This window comes from Streptomyces sp. NPDC040622 (assembly GCF_055593965.1).
On record NZ_JBVIXD010000010.1, the window covers coordinates 417,682 to 440,850 of the forward strand.

Below are 23,169 nucleotides of genomic sequence, written 5' to 3' on the forward strand. Positions count from 1 at the left end.
TTGATGGACCTCTGACGCGGCACGCGGGATTCCGGGAGCCCCGCACCCCGGTGTCCCGGTGGGCGGGACCCGGCTTCCCCCAAGGACGGGACCCCGCCTCCCCGAGGGCGACACTCGGCCGCAACACCCCTGTCGTAATCCCTCTGCATGGTTGATCGTTGGGCCCGGCACACACCGACGTGTACAGCGGTGACGCCGGTCCACGGCGGCACGCTCCGACATCACGCAGGGGGACGACCAGCATGACCATCAGCCGCAGGACACTGCTCGGGACGGGCGCCGCGCTCGGCCTGCTCACCGCGTGCGGGTCCAACACCGGGCGCGACGGCGGCGATTCGGACGGCAAGGGCCCACGGCTCGCGCAGTGGTACCACCAGTACGGCGAGGCGGGCACCGAGCAGGCCGTGAAGCGGTACGCCGCCGCGTACGAGAAGGCCGACGTCAGCGTCCAGTGGCGTCCCGGCAACTACGACGAGCAGACCGCAGCGGCCCTGCTCACGGATTCCGGCCCCGACGTCTTCGAGGTCAACGGCCCGTCCCTGGACCAGATCCGGGGCGGTCAGGTCGTCGACCTCACCGACCTGTTCGAGGGAGTGAAGGACGACTTCAATCCGTCGGTCCTCGCCCCCAAGACGTACGACGGGAAGATCTGGGCCGTCCCTCAGGTCGTCGACATGCACCTGCTCTACTACCGCAAGAGCCTGCTCTCCGACGCGGGCGTGCGGCCGCCGAAGAGCCTGGACGAGCTGGTCGACGCGGCGAAGGCGCTCACCACGAAGAAGGTGAAGGGACTCTTCCTCGGCAACGACGGCGGCGCGGGTGCCCTCGGCATCACCCCGCTGTACGCGGCGGGCCTGTCCTCCGTCACCGAGGACGGCGAGGTCGGCTTCGACGACCCGGCGGCCGCCCGCGCCCTCGGCAAGCTGCACCAGCTGTACGCCGACAAGTCGCTGCTGCTCGGCGCGCCCGCGGACTGGTCGGACCCGTCGGCGTTCGTGCAGGAGCTGACCGCCATGCAGTGGTGCGGCCTGTGGGCGCTGCCCGCGGTGAAGAAGGAGCTGGGCGACGACTTCGGCGTGCTCGCGCTGCCCGCCGACGGCCCCGGCGGCAAGCCGGCGCTGCCCGTGGGCTCGTACGGCGCGGCCGTGAGCGCCCGCAGCGACCACAAGAAGGAGGCGAAGGACTTCCTGAAGTGGCTGTGGATCGACCGCACGGAGTACCAGGAGGACTTCGCGCTCTCGTACGGCTTCCACATCCCGGCGAGGCTCTCCCTCGCCGAGAAGGCCGACAAGCTGAAGGACGGGCCGGCGGCGGACGCCGTGCGCTACTCCACCGATTACGGCTATGCGGAGCCGCTGCTGTGGACGCCGGCGAGCCGCACCGCGTACCAGGACGCGCTGAGCCGGATCATCAAGTCCGGCGCGAACCCGGAGAGCGAGCTCAAGTCCGTCGTGCGGAAGGTCCGGGCGGAGCTGGACCGGGTCAAGAAGAAGTCGTGAGGCGGCTGTTGGGCACCCAGAACCGCACGCTCTGGTTCTGGGTCTTCGTCGGCCCCTTCCTGCTCGGCCTGGTCCTCTTCACGTACGTGCCGCTGGGCTGGAGCGTCTACCTCAGCTTCTTCGACGCCCACAACACGGTCTCGCCCACGGACTTCATCGGCTTCGACAACTACACGTCGATGCTGCGGAACGACGCGTTCACCGACAGTCTCGTCACGTTCGCGGTCTTCTCCGTGTGCATCGTGCCGACGACGTTCGTGCTGTCGCTCGCGCTCGCCCTGATGGTGAACCGCATGCGCCGCGCGCAGGCGTTCTTCCGGTCGGTCTTCTTCCTCCCGGCGGCGTGCAGCTACGTCGTGGCGGCCCTGGTCTGGAAGCTGTCGATCTTCAACGGGGTGCGGTTCGGGCTCGCCAACACCGTCCTCGGCTGGTTCGGCGCCGACCAGACCGCCTGGCTCTCGACCACGGACCCGCCCTGGTACTGGCTGGTCATCGTCACCGTGCGGCTCTGGCTCCAGGCGGGCTTCTACATGATCCTGTTCCTGGCGGGCCTGCAGCGGATCTCGCCCACCCTCTACGAGGCGGCGGCCGTGGACGGCGCCCGCCCCGGCTGGCAGGTCCTGCGCCACATCACACTCCCCCAGCTGCGCGCGACCTCGGTCGCCGTGACGCTGCTCCTCGTCATCAACGCCTTCCAGGCCTTCGACGAGTTCTACAACCTGCTCTCGGACTCCCGCGGCTACCCGCCCTACGCCCGCCCGCCGCTCGTCTACCTCTACTACACGGCACTGGGCCAGGGGCAGAACCTCGGCCTCGGCAGCGCCGGCGCGGTGATCCTCGCGCTGATCATCGCGGTGGTGACGGTCGGCCAGGCGACCTGGTTCGGCCTCGGCAGGAAGGAGGACTGAGAACCGTGACCGCACCCACGCCCGCACCCCCGAAAAGAACCGTGACCGCACCCGCGAAGAGGCCCCTGGACGACGCCATGGTCCGGGTGGGCCGCGCCCTGCGCGTCGTCCTGCTCGTCGCCCTCGCGCTGCTCTTCCTGATCCCCTTCTACCTCCTGGTACGCAACGGGCTCGCGTCCGAGGACGACATCACGTCCCCCGACTGGACGTTCTTCCCCTCGAGCCTGCACTGGTCGAACCTCTCCGAGCTCTTCGACGACCCCACCGTGCCGATGGCCCGCGCCCTGCTCAACTCGACGCTGATCGCGGTCGCGACGACGCTCGGCACGCTGGTCCTCGCCTCGCTCGCCGGGTACGGCCTGGCCCGCATCCCCTACCGGTACGCGGACCAGGTCTTCTACGCGATCCTCGGCACGATGATGGTCCCGGCCGCCGTCACCTTCGTGCCGAGCTTCGTCCTGGTCTCCTCGCTCGGCTGGGTCTCGACCCTGCGCGGCCTGATCGTGCCCACCCTCTTCTCGGCCTTCGCCTGCTTCATCTTCCGGCAGTACTTCCTGGGTTTCCCGCGGGAGTTGGAGGACGCGGCGCGGGTGGACGGGCTCGGCTACTGGCGCACGTACTGGCGGGTGGTCGTGCCCAACTCCCGGCCGGTCTTCGCGGCCGTCGGCACGATCGTCTTCATCGGCGCCTGGAACTCCTTCCTGTGGCCCCTGGTCATCGGCCAGGACCGCGACGCGTGGACGGTCCAGGTGGCCCTGGCCACCTTCACGACGTCGCAGGTCATCCGCCTGCACGAGCTGTTCGTGGCGGCGGCGGTGTCGATCGTGCCGCTGCTCGTGGTGTTCCTGTTCTTCCAGCGGTGGATCGTGGCGGGGGTGGAGCGGTCGGGGATCGACGACTGAGGGGTGGCGGTGCGGCGGTTCACTCCGGTTCCGTCATGTCCTCCATGACCTCGGGGAGTTTGCGGAGCCTGGAGAGGGACTGGTTCAGCAGGCGCACCGCCACGTCGGCCCGCTGCCGGGCGATGGGCCGGGAGACGGACGCCGCCCGGCTCTGCTCCGCGAGCGCGCCGAGGAGGTCGCCCAGCTCGCCGGAGGCCGCGTGCAGCCGTCGGATCCGCTCCTCGACCCGGTCCACCAGATCCTTCGGGGTGAGTGGTTCCCCGGCGGTGTCGGAGGCCTCGGTCTTCCCGGAGGCCGGTGCCGGGACCCGGACCGGGAGCGACAGCGCGGGCAGGGGCGCCGCGGCGGCGGGCGCGGACACCGCCGGGGCCGACGGCGCCGGGGAGGGCACGCTCGCGCCCACGGGCAGTGCGGGCGTGGGGGCGGCCAGGAAGGAGGCCGAGGGCGCGGTCTGGGGCAGCGCCGGCGCGGCGGTCTTTCGGGGCCTCGTCCCGGTGTCCTTGGGGAACTCGGAGTCGAACCAGAGAGGCGTCATCTCCCGGCCCGGCGTCTCCTTGCCGTTGCTGCTGACCCGCCAAGGCCTTCGGTCGCCGTCGTCCATGGCCGCGGCAAGTGACCTCAGCAGGCCGACCGCCGACTGCCGGCTCTTCTCGTGGCGCAGGGCCTGAAGACAGTTCATGACGGTCCTGCGGGACCGGCGGACCCGCTCCCCCGTGTCGCCGATCGCCTCCTGTCCGTCGAGCGAGCCGCGGTCGGCCTCGATGATGCCGAAGGACGCCAGCCAGTGGGCCGCCCGGAAGGAGACCAGTTCGTCGAAGGCCGTGTCGTCGGCGTCAGCGGCGGCCAGCAGGTCCGGCAGCCTGCGCCCGGAGAGAAGGAACCCTTCGCGGGCCCGCGTGGAGAAGACCTGTCCCACGCGTGGGTTCCAGGGCGTCGGATAGCTCTCCGACGTCAGCGCGGACCAGGTGCGCGCCCGCTGGTTGATCTCCCCCGTCTTGAGCTGAGACGGCGGGTTCTCGCTGAGCGCACGGCGCAACAGGTGGCGTTTGTGCGGATCAACCGGGAACAGCTCCTGGAGCAGGCGCATGGAGCGCAGGTCGCGGAGCTCGGAGACCGTCATGTCCGGTGACGCGTCCGGCAGTTCACGGATCGGCGCGAGACCGGAGAGGACCTCGGCCGTCTTCTCGTCCATGACCCGCTGGGCCACGTACATGCCGAGCACGCTCCGCCCCAGCGCGCGGGAGCGGTCCAGGGCGTCGAACTCCAGCGGCGGGTGGACGTGGTCACGCCGGTTGTTCATCTGGACGATGCGGTAGAGGCGCTGCGGGGTCGGGGTGCCGATCACCAGATGCGCGTCCACCACGGCGATGGCGGCGGCCCGCCGCGCCCTCGAACCGCTCGTCGGGTCGAGTTCGCTGTCGGCGGTCTCCGCGAATTCCCGGTTGAGTACGGCGGAGAATTCGGGGAGCCAGACCCGCGGGTCGCAGACCACCTCGTCCCCGTCCCGCTCCAGTTTCTCCGCCGGAACACCGGCCAGCACCTCACCGGAAGTCAAACGAAAAATCGATTGCCTTTTCTGTGTTCGATTATTCCCTCGAACGGCCATCCATCCCCAATAGGCGTCCGGGTACAGCGGATTGCCGTCCGCGTCCTTTTCCGGATTCTGTTCGAGGCGCACCTGCTGGGGAACGTACATCCCGGGATCCTGTTGCCCGTTCAGGACGAGATCCTCTTCCAGGTCGTACGGGCGGACCCGGTCCCGCCGCTTCAGCGCGTCCGCCGCGTCCTCGGCGTTCATCACCAGCGCCCACCGGTCCGCCACGGTGCTCTCCAGCGCGGCGAAGTACGTCTCGCGCCCGTCGTCGCCGACCTCCGCCCACGGCCGGACCGCGGCCAGCGTCCGCTCGGTCCCCTGCCCGACGGTGGGGTCCGCGACGGAGCGCCAGATCGAGCTGATCCGTTCGTTGTGCCCCCACTGCACGCCGCCCACGCCGTGCATCCTGACGACGGCGACGACCATGTCACCGGCGTCCGTCCGGACACGGCGGACCGCGCCGCTCTTGAGCCTGCGCAGCCCCCGGTCGTCTGGCTCGCCCAGCATGTCATCGGGGTCGACGATGAAGGGGGCGATGTTCTCCAGGGCGCCGCGTGGGAGGTTCACCCCCTCGGTGGCCAACACGGCCTCGATCCATGCCTCTTGAAGCTCTCGGGACACCGGGATCGGGAACGGCCCATCGGCTGTGGCCTCGCTCATGCATTGCCTCGCATCACTCGTCCTGGAGATGGTCGACGGCCCACTGGACGGCGTGACGCGCCGCCCGGTAGGCCGAGTTGCCCGTCGCGGCCTCGGCGGCGGCGAAACCGGCCTTCATGAGCAGGAGCCGGTTCGCCCACCGCTCACGGCGCGCCAGCTTCGCCTCCCGTTCGGTCAGCTCCTGCTCCTTTTCAGCCAGCTCCCGTTCCTTGCGCCGGAGTTCCTCGGAGGATTCGTCACCAGGGGGGTCCGACTGGGAGAATGAAGGCATGACTGAGAGGCCCTTCGGAAAGGCGCGGCCGCCGTCGACCCTTCGGCCAACGCCCGTTCCGCAGAGGTGGGTCGGGGAATCCGGCATCATGGTGGCATCGCACCGCACGCGACCGCATCTCATCTCATGAACGCACCACAAAGGGATGAAGGGACGAACTCCTGAACCATTTCGACGACAGGAGCAGGCCGTCCGTGACACCCGCACGTCAGGGCAACTCAACGCCACCATGGGCGCGTTAGGAAAAACAACAGCGGATCACACACGGGTGAATACTCGAACTTCTTTTCTGTATTGACTGGTTAAGGTCCACCCGGTAGTCACACCGTCACGCCCCGCCCACCGCCGTCAACAACGCCAAGGGCGCCGCCGCCGACCGCGCCTCCAGTACGCACGAGTGCGGGTACGGCACCGGCACCGGATACGCCGTCTTGTCGTAGCCGGCCAGGACCTCGGGGAGGCGGCCGTCGGCAGTGGCGGCGGCGGAGACCAGGCCCCGGGCCACCGCGCGGGCCTCGTCGTGCAGGCCGTAGCGCGCCAGGCCGAGGGCGATGAGCGCGTTGTCGTGCGGCCACACCGACCCGCGGTGGTAGGACAGGGGGTGGAACGCGGGCTGCCCGGCGGCGAGCGTCCGTACGCCCCAGCCCGAGAAGAAGTCGGGCTCCATGAGCCGGCGGCCCACCCGCTCTCCGTACTCCTTGTCGAGCAGCCCCGACCAGAGCAGATGCCCGGCGTCCGAGGCGAGCGCGTCGACCTGGTGCCCCTCGCCGTCGAGCGCGAGCGCGGGGAAGTCGCGGTCCGGCATCCAGAAGTCCCGCTGGAAGCGGTCGCGCAGGTCGGCCGCCGTCTGCGTGAGCAGGTCCGCGTACACCTCGTCGTCCCAGACGGTCCGCGCCAGCCACGCGGTGCGCCGCAGCGCGTCGTACGCGTACCCCTGCGCGCCCGCCGCCATGACCGGCCCCGTCGCCCCGCTGCCGTCGGCGGAGCAGATCGCGCCGGGCGAGTCCTTCCAGTTCTGGTTGGCGAGGCCACCCTCGTCCGCGCGGTAGACGAGGTAGCCGCGCGAGGTGAGCCCGCCGTGGTCGAGCATCCAGCCGACGGCGGCCCGCGCCTGCGCCTCCAGGCGGCGGGCCGTCGCGCTGTCCCCGGTCTGTTCCGTGTACGCGCCGAGGAGTACGAGGAAGAGGGGCGTCGCGTCGACCGAGCCGTAGTAGCGCCCGAACGGCACCTGCCCGAAGTGCGCGAGCTCGCCCTGCCGCACCTCGTGGACGATCTTGCCGGGCTGGGCGACCGCGCCCCGCACGGCCTCCGTGGCCTGCGAGGCGGCGAGCGCGGGCAGCGTCGCGGCGGCCAGGCGCGGCAGGTAGGGCAGCGCGAAGAGCGAGGTCAGCAGCGCGTCGCGGCCCAGCATCGTGAGGAACCAGGGCACGCCCGCGCCCGGGACGCTCAGCTCCTCGCCGTCGGGGCCCACGGCGGGCACCTGGAGGACGGCGAGGTCCACGAGCCCGCGCGTACAGGCGTCGGCGAGGCCGGGCCACCGGGTGGGCAGCGCGACCGAGGACACGAAGTCCTCCTCCAACGCGGCCAGTTGGCGGGCCGCCTCGGCCGGCGAGTCCGGCACCCGCGCCGCGGACTCCCCGTGCGGATCGGCGGCGGCACGCAGTGCCACCTGTGTCGAGCCGTGTGCGTCGAGCCCCAGGTTCCATACGAGGCGGCGCGCGCCGGCACCGGTCTCCTCGACGGCGTCAGGCGCGGGGGCGGAGGTGACGGTCGTACGCGAACACCAGTCGCCGCGCCGGTAGGCGAACTCGACCCCGGCGACGCCCTCGCCCCTGCCGCCGTCCTCGCGCCATTCGTCCCCCGTGCCGCCCCGCCCGGCGCCCTCGCGCCCGCCGCCGTCCAGCGGCCGCCGGGACCGCACGGCGCCGGGCTTCGCGTACGTACGGTGATCGGCGCGCAGCTCGAACTGGTCGGTGAAGTCGGCGTCCACGGTCAGCACGATCCGCACCCGGGTCGGCACCGGCCGGTTGCTCACGACCCGCAGCGACTCGATGAACGCGCCGTCGGACACGGCCTGCTCCCGGAAGAGCGTGTACGCGGGCGGCTCCTGACGTCCGCCGCGCGGCACCAGGACACAGCGGGCGGCGCCGGTGGCCGCGGCCGAGGTGTCCACGGGAGTGAGGATCTCGGGGACGGCCCCGTCGACCGTCAGCTGCCAGCGGCTCAGGTGGCGGGCGTCCCGTACGAAGAGGCCGTCCGGGCCGGCGCCGCCGCCGCGCACCCCGCCGACACCGCTGATGTCGCCGCCCGTGCCGACGGCCGCGAACGTCCGCCCCCGCACCAGCAGTCGATGCCGATCACCCATGCCCATACCTCTCCTCCAGAGAGCTCGCCCCGCTCACCGCGCGCGCCTTCCGCACCCCGCCCGACGCGTCGTCCCGCCCGTCGAGCAGCAGGTCGAGCGTGAGCGCGGCCGTCCATCCGAAGCCGCGCGCGCCGCGGCCCCGGCCCGTGTACGGGTCCACGTACTCGGCGAAACCGGAGGTGCCCGCCACGTCGAGCAGCTCCTCCCGCAGCCGGTCCGCGAGCGCCCGCTCGCCGTGCAGCCGCAGCCCCTTCACCAGGAGCCAGTTGGTGTTGAACCACGCGGGCCCGCGCCAGTAGCGGTGCGGGTCGAACGCGGGGCCCGTCAGGTCGTAGCTCGGGACGAGACGCGCCACGCCGCCGAGCCCGAAGTGCGGCCCTCGGGCGGTGCGCACCAGGCCCGCCGCGACGGTGTGCGGCAGCGCGGGCAGCAGCAGCGGGACCAGCCCCGTGACGGCGTACTCGGCGACGGGCCGCCCCGAGCGCAGATCGCGGCAGAGGAAGAGCTGCCGCTCGGGGTCCCACAGCCGGTCCACGAGCGTCTTCGTCAGCGCCTCGGCGCGGGCCCGCCGGGCCGCGGGGCGGGGCACGGTGGCGGACGCCAACTCGCCCTCGATCAGGGCCAAGGCGTACTCGGACGCGATGAGCAGGGCGTTGAAGGAGGGATCCTCGACGCAGAAGCCGAGCCGGAAGCGGAAGCCGGAACCGGGCCCGGACCCGGACCCGCCACCGGCCCGCGCGGTATCCGCACGCCCTACACCCTCCCCACCCTCCGCGCCCTCCCTGTCCTCCGCGGCCTCCCCGCCGTCCGCGTACCGCCGGTCGCGGTACTCCGCCGCGAGCCGTACGTACCGGCCGTAGTCCAGATCCGTCGGGCGGTCCTCGCGGGCGCCGTGATCGAGGTCCGCGCGGCGGAAGTCGCCCGGTGCGGCCGGCTCGACGCGGCTCAACGGACCGTCCCAGCAAGGGCTGTTGTCCATGCCCTGTTCCCAGGGGTGCAGCACGGCTGCGAGGCCCGCGCCGCCCCGGTCCCTGGCGCTCAGCAGATAGCGGTGCCAGGCGGCGAGGCGCGGGTGGAGCCGGGCGAGGAAGGAGCGGGCCCGGGACAGCCCGGGGTCGGCGCGGTGCACCAGCCAGGCGGCGAGCGCGTGCACGGGAGGCTGCACGATGCCGGAGGTCTGCACGTCGCCGGGGGCCCCGGCGCGGCGCCCCGCCGTGGTGGAGCGCCAGAAGTCGGGGCTGGGGAAGTAGGCGTCGAGCGGGACGGAGTCGTTGAACACGATGTGCGGGACGCGACCGTCGCCCCACTGGGCGGACAGCAACGTCTCCAGCTCCAACTGGGCGCGCAGCGGCGAGAGATGGCGCAGGCCGATCGCGATGAAGGCGGAGTCCCAGGACCACTGGTGCGGATACAGCTCCCGCGAGGGCACGGTCGAGGTTCCCGTCCAGTTGGCCCACAGCACCTCGGCCGCCCGCCCGCGCAGCGCACGCCGTCCGGGGCCGGCTCGCGGGGCGGTCTGCTGAGTGGTGGCGGTGCTGCGCTCCACACGGATCTCCGCTCTGCCCGGGGCACTCGATGGCCGACGGCTCGTCAGTTAAGTGTCATTCACTCTTGAGTTACGCCCACTTAACGCGCAAAACTCAATATGTAACGTGGATTTGATGAACACAAGGGGAAACGATGACGGGAAGCACAAGAAGGCCGGAGGTACGCCCGTCACCGGAACCGGTCGTACGGTGAGCGGCGGGGCGGAATCGAACGGGAGGGGGCATCAGGTGAAGCGGTCCGACGGAGCCACGAAGGTCTCGGCGGGGGCGGGGTCTGGCGGGGGCGCCGACGGCCCGGCAGGCGCGGGCTCTGGCGGGAGCGCCGACAGCCCGCCAGGCACGGGCCCTGACACGAACACCGACCGCCCGGCAGGCGCGGGCTCTGGCGGGAGCGCCGACAGCCCGCCAGGCACGGGCCCTGACACGAACACCGACCGCCCGGCAGGCGCGGGCTCTGGCGGGAGCGCCGACAGCCCGCCAGGCACGGGCCCTCACAGGAACACCGACAACCCGGCGAGGGCGGGCTCCGGCAGAGGCACCGACAGCCCGCCAGGCACGGGCCCTCACACGAACACCGACAGCCCCGCAGACACAGGCCCTGACACGAACACCGACAGCCCCGCAGGCACGAGCCCTCACACGAACACCGACAGCCCCGCAGACACAGGCCCTGACACGAACACCGACAGCCCCGCAGGCACGAGCCCTCACACGAACACCGACAGCCCCGCAGACACAGGCCCTGACACGAACACCGACAGCCCCGCAGGCACGAGCCCTCACAAGAACACCGACAGCCCGGCAGGCACGGGCCCTGACAGGAACACCGACAACTCGGCAGGCACGAGCCCTGGCGGGGGCGCCGACGGCCCGGCGGAAGCGGGACTCGTCGAGAACGCGAACCACCCGGCAGGAGCGGGGAGCAGCAGGCACTCCGGTGGCCTGACGGAGGCGGGGGCCAGTAGCGCCACGGGCGGCCCGGCGGAAGCGAGACTCGACGAGAACGCGGACCGCCCGACGGGGACAGGTCTCGGCGGGACCGCCGACGGCCCGGCGGGAGCAGCCCCCGACAGGCACTCCCCTACCCCGACAGGGCCAAGGCCCGACCGGCGCTCCCGTACCCCGGCAGGACCAAGGCCCAACCGGCACGCCACCGCCCCGGCAGGAGCAGGCCCCGGCGGCCACGCCACCGCCCCGGCAGGAGCAGGCCCCGGCGGCCACGCCACCGCCCCGGCAGGAGCAAAGACCGGTGGAAGCCCGGGGAACGCGCAGCCCGCCCGCACCACCGCCCCCGCCCCCGCCCCCGCCGACGCGCCGCGCAACGCACGACGCGACGCACCCCGCCTCCGCCCCACCCCCCAGACCGGCCCCGGCGACCTCCTCCACCTGGTCCGCAGTGGGCGGGCCACCACGCGGGGAGCCTTGCAGCAGGTCACCGGGTTGTCCCGGGCCACCGTCGGGCAGCGGCTCGACCGGCTCTTCCGGGCGGGGTGGCTGCGCGAGGGCGCCGGCGGACCCGTGGACTCGCCGCTCGGCGGGCGGCCCGCGATCCGGCTGGAGTTCGACGACGCCCACGCCGTCGTCCTCGCCGCCGACCTGGAGACCCGGCACGCCCGTACCGCCCTGCTGACCCTCGGCGGCGAGATCATCGCCGAGCGTTCGGCGCCCCTGGCCATCGAGGACGGTCCTGACGTGATCCTCGGCGAACTGGGCGTGCGCTTCGGGGAACTGCTGCGCGAGACCGGACACTCCGCCGCCTCGGTGTGCGGGATCGGGCTCGCCGTGCCGGGTCCGGTCGACAGCGGGACGGGCCGCGTCGTGCAGCCGCCGATCATGCCGGGCTGGCACGACTACGACATAAGGGGCCGCCTCCGCCGCGCGTTCGCGGAGCAGACGACGCCGGACCGAGCGGCAGGGGGCCGGACGCCGGAGGGACGTACGGAGGGGCGTACGGAGGGGCGGGCGACGGAGGGGCAATCCGCCCAGCCCGCACCGCCGCCCCTCCAGCCCACACCCCCCGTCCAGCCCACACGCCCCGCGCACCCGGTGCACCCCGTGCACCCCGCGCACCCCGCGCACCCCGCCCAAGACCTCCCCGTCCTCGTCGACAACGACGCCAACCTCATGGCGTACGGAGAACAGCGCACCCACTACCCGGACTGCTCCGCCTTCGCCCTGGTCAAGGTGTCCACCGGCATCGGCTCCGGGGTCGTCGTGGGCGGTGCGGTCTACCGGGGCATCGACGGCGGCGCCGGCGACATCGGCCACATACGGGTGCCCGAGGGCGCCGACACCCTGTGCAAGTGCGGCTCCTACGGCTGTCTGGCCGCCGTGGCCAGCGGGCGCGCCGTGGCCCGCCGCCTGACGGAGGCGGGCGTCCCCGCGGCCTCCGGTTCGGACGTGCGCGCCCTTCTGGAGGCGGGCCACCCCGCGGCGGTGGGATTCGCACGCGAGGCGGGGCGGCACGTGGGCGAGGTTCTCGCGACCGTCGTGACGCTGCTGAACCCGGGCGTTCTCATGATCGCCGGAGATCTGGCCGGAACACCCTTCCTCACCGGCGTCCGCGAGCTCCTGTACCAGCGGGCGCTGCCCCGCTCCACGGTCCACCTGGAGGTCGTCACCTCGCGCCTCGGCGAGCGCGCGGCACTCATCGGGGCGGGAACGCTGGTGGTGGAGCACCTGTACGCCCCTGAGCGGGTGGAGGAACGGCTCGTCGCGCTGGGCGTGTAGCCGCGGCGGCGGGAGCACGGAGGCGCAGGAAGGCGGCCGGAGGTGCCCGGAGGAACACTCCCGGGAGTGACCCCGGCCACACGGAGGGGGTCCGGATACTGACATCCGGCCCCTTCAAACGGCGTGATTCTCGCCACCCCTGATACCCCTCCCGCTCAGATGAGCGCATTCTCGGCGACTGCACTTCTCCAAGGGGTGGCACTCAGTGCCACTGCTCGATCATTCATGAGGTGAACTCACATCTGAGTTCACTCCGCTCATGTGAGCGTTTTACGGGGTTCACGGGGGTTGCAAGTTCAAGTATTGAACGCAAGCGCGTCCATCCGGCTACCGCTGAGTCACTTTCGATCTAGCGGCGGACGGGTGGTTACGGCCGCATGACGCGCAAGTGGACGTACCCAGGTGCCTTCGATCTGGGTATGTTCCTCGCCGTCAGGGCAGCCACCGAGTCCTCGAGGAGTCGAGACCCGTGTCGGAAAACAAAGATCCCCACGTAGCTCACACGAGTGAGGGCGTGAAGTTCGTTTACGACTTCACCGAGGGCAACAAGGACCTCAAGGACCTTCTCGGCGGGAAGGGCGCGAACCTCGCCGAGATGACGAACCTCGGGCTGCCCGTCCCCCCGGGCTTCACCATCACCACCGAGGCCTGCAAGACGTACCTCGGCAGTGGCGAGGAGCCCGTGGAGCTGCGGGACGAGGTCAGTGCCCACCTCGAGGCGCTCGAGAAGAACATGGGCAAGAAGCTCGGCCAGGCCGACGACCCGCTGCTCGTCTCGGTCCGCTCGGGCGCCAAGTTCTCGATGCCCGGCATGATGGACACCGTCCTGAACATCGGGCTCTCCGACAAGTCCGTGTCCGGGCTCGCCAAGCAGTCCGGTGACGACCGCTTCGCGTGGGACTCCTACCGCCGGCTCATCCAGATGTTCGGCAAGACCGTCCTCGGCGTCGACGGCGAACTCTTCGAGGACGCCCTGGAGAAGGCCAAGGAGACCAGGAAGGTCACGGTCGACACCGACCTCGAGGCGGCCGACCTGAAGAAGCTGGTCACCAAGTTCAAGAAGATCGTCAAGACCGAGGCCGGGCGGGACTTCCCGCAGGACCCGCGCGAGCAGATGGACCTCGCGATCCGTTCGGTCTTCGAGTCGTGGAACACCGACCGCGCCAAGCTCTACCGCCGCCAGGAGCGCATCCCCGGCGACCTCGGCACGGCCGTCAACGTCTGCTCGATGGTCTTCGGCAACCTCGGCCCCGACTCCGGCACGGGCGTCGCGTTCACCCGCGACCCGGCCAGCGGCCACCAGGGCGTGTACGGCGACTACCTGCAGAACGCGCAGGGCGAGGACGTGGTGGCGGGCATCCGCAACACCGTGCCGCTCGCCGATCTGGAGCAGATCGACAAGAAGTCGTACGACCAGCTCATGCAGATCATGGAGACCCTCGAGACGCACTACAAGGACCTGTGCGACATCGAGTTCACCATCGAGCGCGGGCAGTTGTGGATGCTGCAGACCCGCGTCGGCAAGCGCACCGCGGGTGCCGCCTTCCGCATCGCGACGCAGCTCGTCGACCAGGGCCTGATCGACGAGGCCGAGGCGCTGCAGCGCGTCAACGGCGCGCAGCTCGCCCAGCTGATGTTTCCCCGCTTCGACGAGGGCGCGAAGGTCGAGCAGCTCGGCCGTGGCATCGCCGCCTCTCCCGGTGCCGCGGTCGGCAAGGCGGTCTTCGACTCGTACACCGCGATCAAGTGGTCCCGCTCGGGCGAGAAGGTCATCCTGATCCGCCGCGAGACCAACCCCGACGACCTGGACGGCATGATCGCCGCCGAGGGCATCCTGACCTCGCGCGGCGGCAAGACCTCGCACGCGGCCGTCGTGGCGCGCGGCATGGGCAAGACCTGTGTGTGTGGTGCCGAGGACCTGGAGGTCGACACCAAGCGGCGCCGCATGACGGTGGGCGACGCGGTCGTCGAGGAGGGCGACGTCGTCTCCATCGACGGCTCGACCGGCAAGGTCTACCTCGGTGAGGTGCCCGTCGTGCCCTCCCCCGTCGTCGAGTACTTCGAGGGCCGCATGCACGCGGGTGCCGACGACGCCGACGAGCTGGTCGCCGCCGTGCACCGGATCATGGCGTACGCGGACCGGGTGCGGCGCCTGCGGGTGCGCGCCAACGCGGACAACGCGGAGGACGCGCTGCGTGCCCGCCGCTTCGGCGCGCAGGGCATCGGCCTGTGCCGCACCGAGCACATGTTCCTCGGCGAGCGCCGCGAGATGGTCGAGCGGCTGATCCTCGCCGACGCGGACGGCGAGCGCGAGGAGGCCCTCAAGGAGCTCCTGCCGCTCCAGAAGCGCGACTTCGTCGAGCTGTTCGAGGCGATGGACGGCCTTCCGGTCACCGTCCGCCTCCTGGACCCGCCGCTGCACGAGTTCCTCCCCGACATCACCGAGCTCTCCGTGCGGGTGGCGCTCGCCGAGTCCCGCAAGGACGCCAACGAGAACGACCTGCGCCTGCTCCAGGCCGTGCACCGCCTGCACGAGCAGAACCCGATGCTGGGCCTGCGCGGCGTCCGCCTCGGCCTGGTCATCCCCGGCCTGTTCACCATGCAGGTGCGGGCCATCGCGGAGGCGGCGGCCGAGCGGAAGACCGCCAAGGGCGACCCGCGCGCGGAGATCATGATTCCGCTCGTCGGTACGGTCCAGGAGCTGGAGATCGTCCGCGACGAGGCCGAGCAGGTCATCGCGGAGGTCATCGAGTCCACCGGTGTCGACCTGAAGCTGTCGCTCGGCACGATGATCGAGCTGCCGCGCGCCGCGCTCACCGCGGACCAGATCGCGGAGGCCGCGGAGTTCTTCTCCTTCGGCACGAACGACCTGACGCAGACCGTCTGGGGCTTCTCCCGCGACGACGTCGAGGCGAGCTTCTTCACGGCGTACCTGGAGAAGGGCATCTTCGGGGTCTCGCCGTTCGAGACGATCGACAAGGACGGCGTGGGCAAGCTGGTCAAGGACGCGGTCAAGGCGGGCCGTGAGACCCGTCCCGACCTGAAGCTCGGCGTCTGCGGCGAGCACGGCGGCGACCCGGAGTCCGTGCACTTCTTCCACGAGGTGGGCCTGGACTACGTCTCCTGCTCCCCGTTCCGGATCCCGGTGGCCCGGCTGGAGGCCGGCCGCGCCGCCTCCCACTCGGCGGGCAGCGACCACCGGTAGAAGACCCCGGGACCGCCGCCGTGTCCCCGACCCTCAGTACCGATGCGGCGGCGGTTCCGGTTCGCGACGGAGGGGCGACGTCCTGTGCGGGGGCGCCGCCCCTTCCGGCGTCCCGGTGCGAGGCTCCCCGGTCACCGGCCGGGGCGGGTCACACCACGGGGTCGGGCAGGGGCAGGAGTTGCGAGCGGTAGCGGGCCGCCGCGGCCGATGACGCCGGGCCGCCCAGTGCCGCCACGCCGATGAGGCGGTCGCCCTGGTAGTAGCCGTAGAGGAGGTCGCTGTTCGTCGACTCCGGCTCTCCCAGGAGGAGTTGGCAGCGGTCGGCGAGCGAAGGCTGACCGAAGGACTGCAGGCGCAGGGCGAACTGGTCGCTCCAGAAGGACGGGAGCGGGGCGAAGGGGGCCGCGTCCGGGCGGGCGGTGCCCGTCAGGCCCGCGACCAGCGCGCGGGCCGCGTGGCGTGCGCTGTCGCCGGGGACCGACCAGTGTTCGACACGGCGCGGCAGGGGGCCGTAGCGCGGGTTCGGAAAGCGGGCGACGTCGCCCACGGCCACCGCGTGCGGGAGGCCGCCGATGCGCAGGTGCGCGTCGCAGAGGATGCCGTCGGTGAGGTCGATCCCGGCCGTCGCGGCCAGCCACTCCGTGTTGGGCAGGGAACCGACCGCCTCGACGAGCACGTCCGCGGCGAGCTCGGTGCCGTCGTCGAGAACCGCGCCCCGCGCGGTGAGTTGGGTGGCGAGCCGGCCCATCCGGAACCGTACGCCCCGCGCCTCGTGGCGGCGGCGCAGCGCCCGCGCGAGGTCCGCGCCGACCGCGAGGATCATCGGCTCGGCCTCCGGGGCGACGACCGTGACCTCGCAGCCCGCCGTACGCGCGGTGGCCGCGACCTCGCAGCCGATGAAGCCCGAGCCGATGACGAGGACGCGTGCCGCACGGCCGAGGCGGGCGCGGAGCGCCGCCGAGTCCTCCAGCGTGCGTACGACGTGCCGGGGCGGTCCCCCGGTGAGCGGGAGTCGTCGTGGCCGCACCCCCGTCGCGGCCACGAGACCCTCGTACGCGTGCACCGAGCCGTCGGCCAGCGTGAGGGTGCGCGCGGCCAGGTCGGCGGACGCGACCGCCGCGCCCAGACGCCATGTGACGTCCTCGACGCTGGAGCGGCGGCGCAACTGTGTGGTGCCTGCGGGCGCCCGGCCCGCGAGTACTTCCTTGGACAACGGGGGCCTGTTGTAAGGGAGATGGGGCTCGTCCCCGAACACGGTGATCGTGCCGCCCCAGCCGGCGGCCCGCAGCTGTTCCGCCGCGCGCAGACCGCCGAGCGAGGCCCCGACGACGGCGATGCCCGCTCCCGCCACGCCTCAGCCCTCGACCTGGATGGCCTGCAGCGGGCACACGTCGGCGGCGTCCTCGACGTCGTCGCGCAGCGCGGGGTCGGGCGACGCGGCGTACGCGAGGCGGCCGTCCTCGTCGAGCCGGAAGACGTCCGGCGCGGCGAAGACACACTGCCCGTGGTTCTGGCAGACGTCCATGTCGACGGTGACCTTGACCATCTGAACTCCCTTGCGGCGTGCGGGATGTGCCAACAGCTCTAGCGGCGCGGGGCCCTGACGCCCCGCAGCTCCCAGTCGCCGCCCAGCGCCGTGGAGCGGACTTCCTCGGAGTCGGTGGGCTGGGCGCCGACGTCGGTGCGGATCGCCGTCGGTCCGGTGACGATGTGGTTGGTGAGGCGGCCGAGACCCTCCGCCTCGACCTCGACGACGTCGCCGGGACGGACCGGGCGGGAGCCCGCGGGGGTTCCGGAGAGCAGTACGTCGCCGGGTTCCAGGGTGATCGTGCGGGCGATGTCGGCGACGAGGTAGTGCATGTCCCACCGCATCTCGTCGGTGGAACCGTTTTGCACGAGAGCGCCGTTGACGTAGGTGCGCAGGTACTTGCCCCGGAAGTCCCAGCCGGTGACGAGGCCGGGGCCGAGCGGGCAGAGCGTGTCGGAGCCCTTGACGCGGAGCATCGAACCGGCGTCGGTGTCACGGAAGTCGTGCAGGCCGAAGTCGTTGGCGACGGTGTATCCGGCGATGTACGCGCCCGCGTCGGCGCGTGCGACGTTGCGGCAGGTGCGGCCGATGACGATGCCGATCTCGCCCTCGTAGTTGAGGTACTTGCAGCCCTCGGGGCGCACGACGGCGCCGCCGTGGGCGTTGAGGGCCGAGACCGGCTTGTGGAAGTAGGTGGGGGCGGGCGGCAGACTGACGCCGAACTCCGTGACCCTGCTGCGGTGGTTGAGGTGGACGGCGATGACCTTGGAGGGGCGCACGGGAGGCAGGTGGCGCGCCTCGGCGGCCTTGGTGCGGCGGCCGTCGGCGGCGACCAGTTCGTCGCCCTCGCGCCGGACCTGGACGACGGCTCCGTCCAGCAGGACGCGGCGGTGTTCCATGGTCGTCTCCCTCATGCGACTGCCCCGCCCGGGTCGGCGCCGGAGCCGGTGGCCGGGGTGCGCGCCCCGGTCCAGCCGGCCGCCGGACGGTCGAACCAGAGGTGCATCTGTCCCGTGCCGACGGAGTTCTCGTACGCGCTGTAGGCCCGTCCCTGTGCGGTGCAGCGCTCCTCCCCCAGCGCGCCGATCATCATCAGGTAGTGGCTGAACCGCGCCTCGGGCTTGTGGGTGAGGAACTCCGGCATGGTGCGCAGGACTTGGGCGTGGTCGCCCTGCTCGAACCACTCGATGCGCTGCTCGTCGGCGGCCCGGGCCTCGGGGGTGCGGATGTGGGCGGGGTCGCTGGATTCGTGCGAGCGCAGCTCGCGCAGCGGCCAGAAGGTGTGCGAGAGGGCGCCGGAGGCGACGAGGAGCACCTTGCGGCCCGGTAGGGACGCGACGCCGTCGGCGAGCGCGCGGCCGAGGCGCAGGTGGTCCTCGACGTCACCGGTCTGACAGACCCCGATCGAGATCCACTTCTTCTCGGGGAGGCCGTCGCCCAGGTACTTCCACAGGTTGATGGTGGCGTAGTACACGGGCAGGAAGGGATCCTCGATCGGGGTGATCCAGGTGCCGTGCCGCAGGGCGAAGCCGGCGATGCTGCGGGCCAGTTCGGGGTCGCCGGGATAGTCGTACGGCATGCGGCACATCCCGCGCGGCAGCTCCTCGGAGGTGAAGAGTCCCGCGCGGCGGGCGTGCGAGGTGACCACGAACTCGACGGTGGTGGCCCAGTGCGAGTCCAGGACGACCACGGTGTCGTAGTCGAGTTCCTCGAAGACCTCGGCGCGCAGCCTGCGCAGGCCGGGGACGAGGCTGATCTCGCGGCCCTCGTTGAGCTCCTTGCGGGTCTCCTCGGGCAGCACGATGGTCGGCACGTGGGCGAGGAGGCCCGCCCCGACGATCTCACCCACGACCGGCCTCCCGCCCTTCGTCGGGCTCCCGGTCCGGCTCGGGCTCCCGGCCCCGCTCGGGCGGGGGAAAACCCGTCGGCGCGGTCACGGTGTTCTTCAGGTCGCAGTAGAAGTCGAAGGACCAGTCGCCGCCCTCGCGTCCCACGCCGGACTGACGGGAGCCGCCGAAGGGCGCGGAGAGGTCGCGTACGAAGAAGCAGTTGACCCAGACCGTGCCGGCGACGAGCCGTGCGGTGATGCGGTCCGCGCGGGCCCGGTCGCCGGTGGCGACGGTGGCGGCGAGGCCGAAGCGGGTTCCGTTGGCCAGGCGCACGGCCGCGTCCTCGTCGCCCTCGGGGAAGGTCTGCAGGGTGAGGACGGGCCCGAAGACCTCCTCCTGGACGATCTCGGAGTCCTGGGCGACGTCGGTGAGGAGGGTGGGCAGGTAGTGGGTGCCGCCGAGCGCGGTGTCGGGGCCGCCGCCGACGACGGCGCGGGCGCCCGCCGCGAGGGCGCGGCGCACGAATCCGTCCACGCGCGCCAGGTGGTCGGGGTGGATGGTGGGGCCGATGGCGGTGGCCTCCTCGCGCGGGTCCCCGGGGGTGAGCTTCGCGACCCGGTCGAGGAAGCGGTCGAGGAAGGCGTCGCGCACCGGCTCCTCGACGAGGATGCGGGTGGCGGCGAGGCAGACCTGGCCCGCGTTGTCGTACTGCTCGACGGCGAGGTCCGCCGCGAGGTCCAGGTCGGCGTCGGCGAGGACGAGCAGCGGCGACTTGCCGCCGAGTTCGAAGCTGCACGGCACGAGGTGCTGGGCGGCGGCCGCGGCGATGCGGCGGGCGGTGGGCACGGAGCCGGTGAAGCTGACGCGGCGCACGCCGGGGTCGGCGACGAGGGGCGCGCCCACCTCGGGGCCGTACCCCTGCACGACGTTGAAAACGCCGGGCGGCAGTCCCGCCTCGTGGGCGATGTCGGCGAAGAGGGAGGCGGTCAGCGGGGTCCACTCGGCGGGCTTGAGGATCACGGTGGAGCCGGCGGCGAGCGCCGGGGCGATCTTCCAGCTGGCCAGCATCAGCGGCGCGTTCCACGGCGTGATGAGGACGGCGGGGCCCGCCGGGTCCCAGCTGACGTGGTTGGTGTGCCCCCGGGTGTCGAAGTCGTCGTGGGCGAGGGCGAGGAGGCGGTCGGCGAAGTAGCGGAGGTTGTGGGCGACGCGGGGCATGACGCCACGCCGGTGCGAGCGGAGCAGGGCGCCGTTGTCCGCGGTCTCGACGCGCGCGAGCTCCTCGGTGCGGGCCTCGACCCCGTCGGCGACGGCGTGCAGCAGCCGGGCGCGCTCGGCGGGCGGGATCGCGGCCCAGCCGGGAAACGCGTTGCGGGCGGCGGCCACGGCGGCGCGTGCCTCGCCGGGGCCGCCGCGTGCGATGTCGGCGAGCGCGCTGCCGTCGATGGGTGAGTGGTCGGTGAAGGTGGCGGCGGAGGCGGAGGCGACGCGGGTGCCGCCGATCCAGTGCCGGGTGTCGACGGGGACACCTGCGACGGTCGCCGTGTGCGGGGACTCCGCGCGCGGGGACGCCGTGGGAGGGGACGCCGTGCGCGGGGGCGTGGCGCCCGGGAGTGCCGTGTCCGGAAGCTCGGGCCGAGCCATCGCGACCTCCAGTTCGTTTGAACCCAAACAACATAAGGAGCGTCAGCATGGCGGGTCAACCCCTCGTCGGCATCGGCCCGTTGGGATACCGTTTGAACTCAAACGAGATGACTCCGCCGGCGTGCACGCGCTGCGTCGGCCGATGTGCCGGATCCCCGGGAGGCAGCCATGCCGCACGACGACGCCCTGTCCACCCGCGGCTACCACGACTGGCTCCGCGAGGCCGACGCCCTCGTCCCCGGGCTGCCCACCCGGCACCGCGTCGCGGGCGCCGACGCGGACGGCTCGGGCAGCTCGTTCCCCGTCGTGTCGCCGCGCGACGGCCGCGTCCTCGCGCTCGTCGCGGACGGCGGCGAGAAGGAGGTGGACCTGGCGGTCGCCGCCGCCCGCCGCGCCTTCGACACCGGGCCCTGGCCGCGCCTGTCCCCCGCCGACCGGGGCCGTGCCCTCCTGCGGATCGCCGACCTCGTCGAGGACCGGCGCGCCGAACTCGCCCTCACCGTCACCCTGGAGAACGGCAAGCCGATCACGGAGTCGTACGCGATCGAGCTGCGCGCCCTCGCGCACACGTTCCGCTGGTACGGCCAGCTCGCCGACAAGCTCACCGACGAGTCCCCGCACGCGGGACCCGACACGCTCGCGCTCGTCACCCGGGAACCGTCCGGCGTGGTCGGCGCGGTGGTGCCGTGGAACTTCCCGCTCACCCTGGCCGCCTGGAAGATCGCCCCGGCCCTCGTCGCGGGCTGCGCCGTCGTCCTGAAACCCTCCGAACTCACGCCCCTGTCCACGCTGTCGCTCGGCAGGATCGCCGACGAGGCGGGGCTGCCGCCCGGCGTCCTGAACGTCGTCGCGGGCGGCGGTCCCACGGCGGGCCGCGCGCTGGGCCTGCACCCGGACGTGGACGTCCTGGCGTTCACCGGATCCACGGCCGTCGGCCGCCGCTTCCTGCGGTACGCGGCCGACTCCAACCTCAAACGGGTCTGGCTGGAGCTCGGCGGCAAGTCCCCGAACATCGTGCTGCCCGACGCCCCCGACCTGGCGGCCGCCGCGGCCACCGCCGCCTGGGGCATCTTCTTCAACCAGGGCGAGATGTGCACGGCGCCCTCGCGGCTCCTCGTGCACTCCTCCGTCGCCGACGAGGTGACCGGCGCGGTCGTCGAGCGGGCGGTCGCGCTGCGGGTCGGCGACCCGCTGGACCCCGCGACGGAGATGGGGGCGCTCGCGGGGAAGCGGCGGGTCACGGCCGTCCAGGAGCACGTGCGCCGGGCCACCGAGGCGGGCGCGCGGCTGCGGACGGGCGGCTCGCCCCGCGAAGTCGTCCCCGGCGGCGCCTACTTCGACCCCACCGTCCTGGACCGGGTCACCCCCGGCACGGCGCCCGCCCGCGACGAGATCTTCGGCCCGGTCCTCGCCGTCCTCCCCTTCGACACCCTCGACGAGGCGGTCGCGCTCGCCAACGACACCGAGTACGGGCTCGCGGCAGGCCTGTGGACCTCCGACCTGTCGACCGCGCACACGGTGGCGCGACGGCTGCGGGCGGGCACGGTGTGGGTCAACTGCTACGAGGAGGGCGACCTGACGGTGCCCTTCGGCGGCTACAAACAGTCCGGCAACGGCCGGGACAAGTCGGCGCACGCCCTGGACAAGTACACGGAACTCAAGACGACGTGGATCCAGCTGTGAGCCGACTCCCCGGGGGCCGGCGGGACTTCCACACCCGCCCCGTGCGCCGCGCCCGCCCCCTCATCGCCCTCCCGCAGCGGTACGCCGCCTCGACCTCCGCCCTGCGCCACGCGGCCGTCGTCACCGCGCGCGCCCTCGCGGACGCCGTGTACCGGGCGGGCGGCGAGCCGTTCATGATGCATCCGGGGCCGCCGGGCGAGGCGGCCGAGCGGCTGGCCCGCTGCACCGGGCTGCTGCTCCCCGGCGGCGGCGACGTGGCGCCCTGGCGGTACGCGGCCGAGGACGACGTGCACCGCTCCGTGTACGACGTCGACGACGCGCAGGACGCCTTCGACCTGGCGCTCGCCCACCGCGCGCTGGCCCGCGGCCTGCCGACCCTGGCGGTCTGCCGGGGCCTGCAGGTGGTGAACGTCGCGCTCGGCGGCACGTTGCGCCAGGACATGGGCGGCCCCGACTCCGAGCACCGCCACAAGGTGCACCCGGTGCGGGTGGCCGCGGGGTCGGTGGTGGCGCGGGCGCTCGGCGCGGAGAAGACGGACGCATCCTGCTACCACCACCAGTGTGTGGACCGGCCCGGCCGGGGGCTCGTCGGGACCGCGTGGGCGGCCGACGGGACGGTCGAGGCGCTCGAACTCACGGGCGCCGCGGGGTGGTTCGCGGCGGTCCAGTGGCACCCCGAGGACACGGCAGGGGTGGACGAGGGGCAGCAGGGACTGTTCACGGCCTTGGTCCGGGCGGCAGCCCTCTGAGGCGCGCGGGAAACCGCGCGGCCCGCCACGACGCACCCGCGGCCCGGCAAGGACG

General features: G+C 72.5%; 16 protein-coding genes. 7 read left to right on the plus strand and 9 right to left on the minus strand.

Annotation, left to right across the window (positions count from 1 at the left end; all coding sequences use genetic code 11):
* The first annotated feature begins 242 nt into the window (after positions 1-242).
* From ACZ592_RS29815 to ACZ592_RS29825, 3 genes are all read left to right on the plus strand, one after another.
* Entirely contained in the window at positions 243-1,499 is a 1,257-nt protein-coding gene (locus ACZ592_RS29815) for an ABC transporter substrate-binding protein (protein ID WP_471584747.1), read from the plus strand.
* A complete protein-coding gene (locus ACZ592_RS29820; RefSeq protein WP_471584748.1) occupies positions 1,496-2,407 on the plus strand; it encodes a carbohydrate ABC transporter permease in 912 nt (303 codons plus the stop codon). The genes ACZ592_RS29815 and ACZ592_RS29820 overlap by 4 nt, the downstream gene beginning before the upstream one ends.
* 65 nt (positions 2,408-2,472) lie before the next feature.
* Positions 2,473-3,309, plus strand: a complete 837-nt coding sequence (locus ACZ592_RS29825; protein WP_471584829.1) for a carbohydrate ABC transporter permease — start codon at positions 2,473-2,475, stop codon at positions 3,307-3,309.
* 19 nt (positions 3,310-3,328) lie between these two features.
* Here ACZ592_RS29825 and ACZ592_RS29830 read toward each other — a convergent pair whose 3' ends face one another.
* From ACZ592_RS29830 to ACZ592_RS29845, 4 genes are all read right to left on the minus strand, one after another.
* On the minus strand, positions 3,329-5,488 hold the full coding sequence (locus tag ACZ592_RS29830) for a hypothetical protein (RefSeq protein ID WP_471584749.1): 2,160 nt from the start codon (positions 5,486-5,488) through the stop codon (positions 3,329-3,331).
* Positions 5,489-5,576: 88 nt separating this feature from the next.
* Positions 5,577-5,834, minus strand: a complete 258-nt coding sequence (locus tag ACZ592_RS29835; RefSeq protein ID WP_471584750.1) for a hypothetical protein — start codon at positions 5,832-5,834, stop codon at positions 5,577-5,579.
* A 328-nt stretch (positions 5,835-6,162) separates the two neighbouring features.
* Positions 6,163-8,199 carry an amylo-alpha-1,6-glucosidase gene (locus ACZ592_RS29840; protein ID WP_471584751.1) on the minus strand — a complete coding sequence of 679 codons (2,037 nt, stop codon included), beginning with the start codon at positions 8,197-8,199 and terminating at the stop codon, positions 6,163-6,165.
* Positions 8,192-9,745 carry an MGH1-like glycoside hydrolase domain-containing protein gene (locus ACZ592_RS29845; protein ID WP_471584752.1) on the minus strand — a complete coding sequence of 518 codons (1,554 nt, stop codon included), beginning with the start codon at positions 9,743-9,745 and terminating at the stop codon, positions 8,192-8,194. The genes ACZ592_RS29840 and ACZ592_RS29845 overlap by 8 nt, the downstream gene beginning before the upstream one ends.
* 1,387 nt (positions 9,746-11,132) lie before the next feature.
* On the opposite strand from ACZ592_RS29845, the gene ACZ592_RS29850 reads away from it, so the two are divergent.
* Both ACZ592_RS29850 and ppdK read left to right on the plus strand, forming a co-directional pair.
* The gene (locus ACZ592_RS29850; protein ID WP_471584830.1) at positions 11,133-12,476 is read left to right on the plus strand and encodes an ROK family protein; all 1,344 of its coding nucleotides are present in this window, start codon (positions 11,133-11,135) and stop codon (positions 12,474-12,476) included.
* A 469-nt stretch (positions 12,477-12,945) separates the two neighbouring features.
* Complete coding sequence (ppdK, locus tag ACZ592_RS29855; protein ID WP_471584753.1) at positions 12,946-15,681, plus strand: pyruvate, phosphate dikinase; 2,736 nt, start codon at positions 12,946-12,948, stop codon at positions 15,679-15,681.
* A 148-nt stretch (positions 15,682-15,829) separates the two neighbouring features.
* Here ppdK and ACZ592_RS29860 read toward each other — a convergent pair whose 3' ends face one another.
* The 5 genes from ACZ592_RS29860 to ACZ592_RS29880 are packed head-to-tail and all read right to left on the minus strand — an operon-like array spanning position 15,830 to position 20,682.
* On the minus strand, positions 15,830-17,032 hold the full coding sequence (locus tag ACZ592_RS29860; RefSeq protein WP_471584754.1) for an NAD(P)/FAD-dependent oxidoreductase: 1,203 nt from the start codon (positions 17,030-17,032) through the stop codon (positions 15,830-15,832).
* 3 nt (positions 17,033-17,035) lie between these two features.
* Entirely contained in the window at positions 17,036-17,227 is a 192-nt protein-coding gene (locus ACZ592_RS29865; RefSeq protein WP_471584755.1) for a ferredoxin, read from the minus strand.
* A 38-nt stretch (positions 17,228-17,265) separates the two neighbouring features.
* A complete protein-coding gene (locus ACZ592_RS29870; protein WP_471584756.1) occupies positions 17,266-18,108 on the minus strand; it encodes a fumarylacetoacetate hydrolase family protein in 843 nt (280 codons plus the stop codon).
* Between the two features lie 11 nt (positions 18,109-18,119).
* Positions 18,120-19,058 carry a 3,4-dihydroxyphenylacetate 2,3-dioxygenase gene (locus ACZ592_RS29875; protein WP_471584757.1) on the minus strand — a complete coding sequence of 313 codons (939 nt, stop codon included), beginning with the start codon at positions 19,056-19,058 and terminating at the stop codon, positions 18,120-18,122.
* Entirely contained in the window at positions 19,051-20,682 is a 1,632-nt protein-coding gene (locus tag ACZ592_RS29880) for an aldehyde dehydrogenase family protein (protein ID WP_471584758.1), read from the minus strand. Before ACZ592_RS29880 ends, ACZ592_RS29875 begins: the two co-directional genes overlap by 8 nt.
* A 168-nt stretch (positions 20,683-20,850) precedes the next feature.
* Between ACZ592_RS29880 and ACZ592_RS29885 the strand changes: the two genes are divergently transcribed.
* On the plus strand, positions 20,851-22,365 hold the full coding sequence (locus ACZ592_RS29885) for an aldehyde dehydrogenase (protein ID WP_471584759.1): 1,515 nt from the start codon (positions 20,851-20,853) through the stop codon (positions 22,363-22,365).
* Positions 22,362-23,114 carry a gamma-glutamyl-gamma-aminobutyrate hydrolase family protein gene (locus tag ACZ592_RS29890; protein WP_471584760.1) on the plus strand — a complete coding sequence of 251 codons (753 nt, stop codon included), beginning with the start codon at positions 22,362-22,364 and terminating at the stop codon, positions 23,112-23,114. Before ACZ592_RS29885 ends, ACZ592_RS29890 begins: the two co-directional genes overlap by 4 nt.
* Positions 23,115-23,169 lie beyond the last annotated feature (55 nt).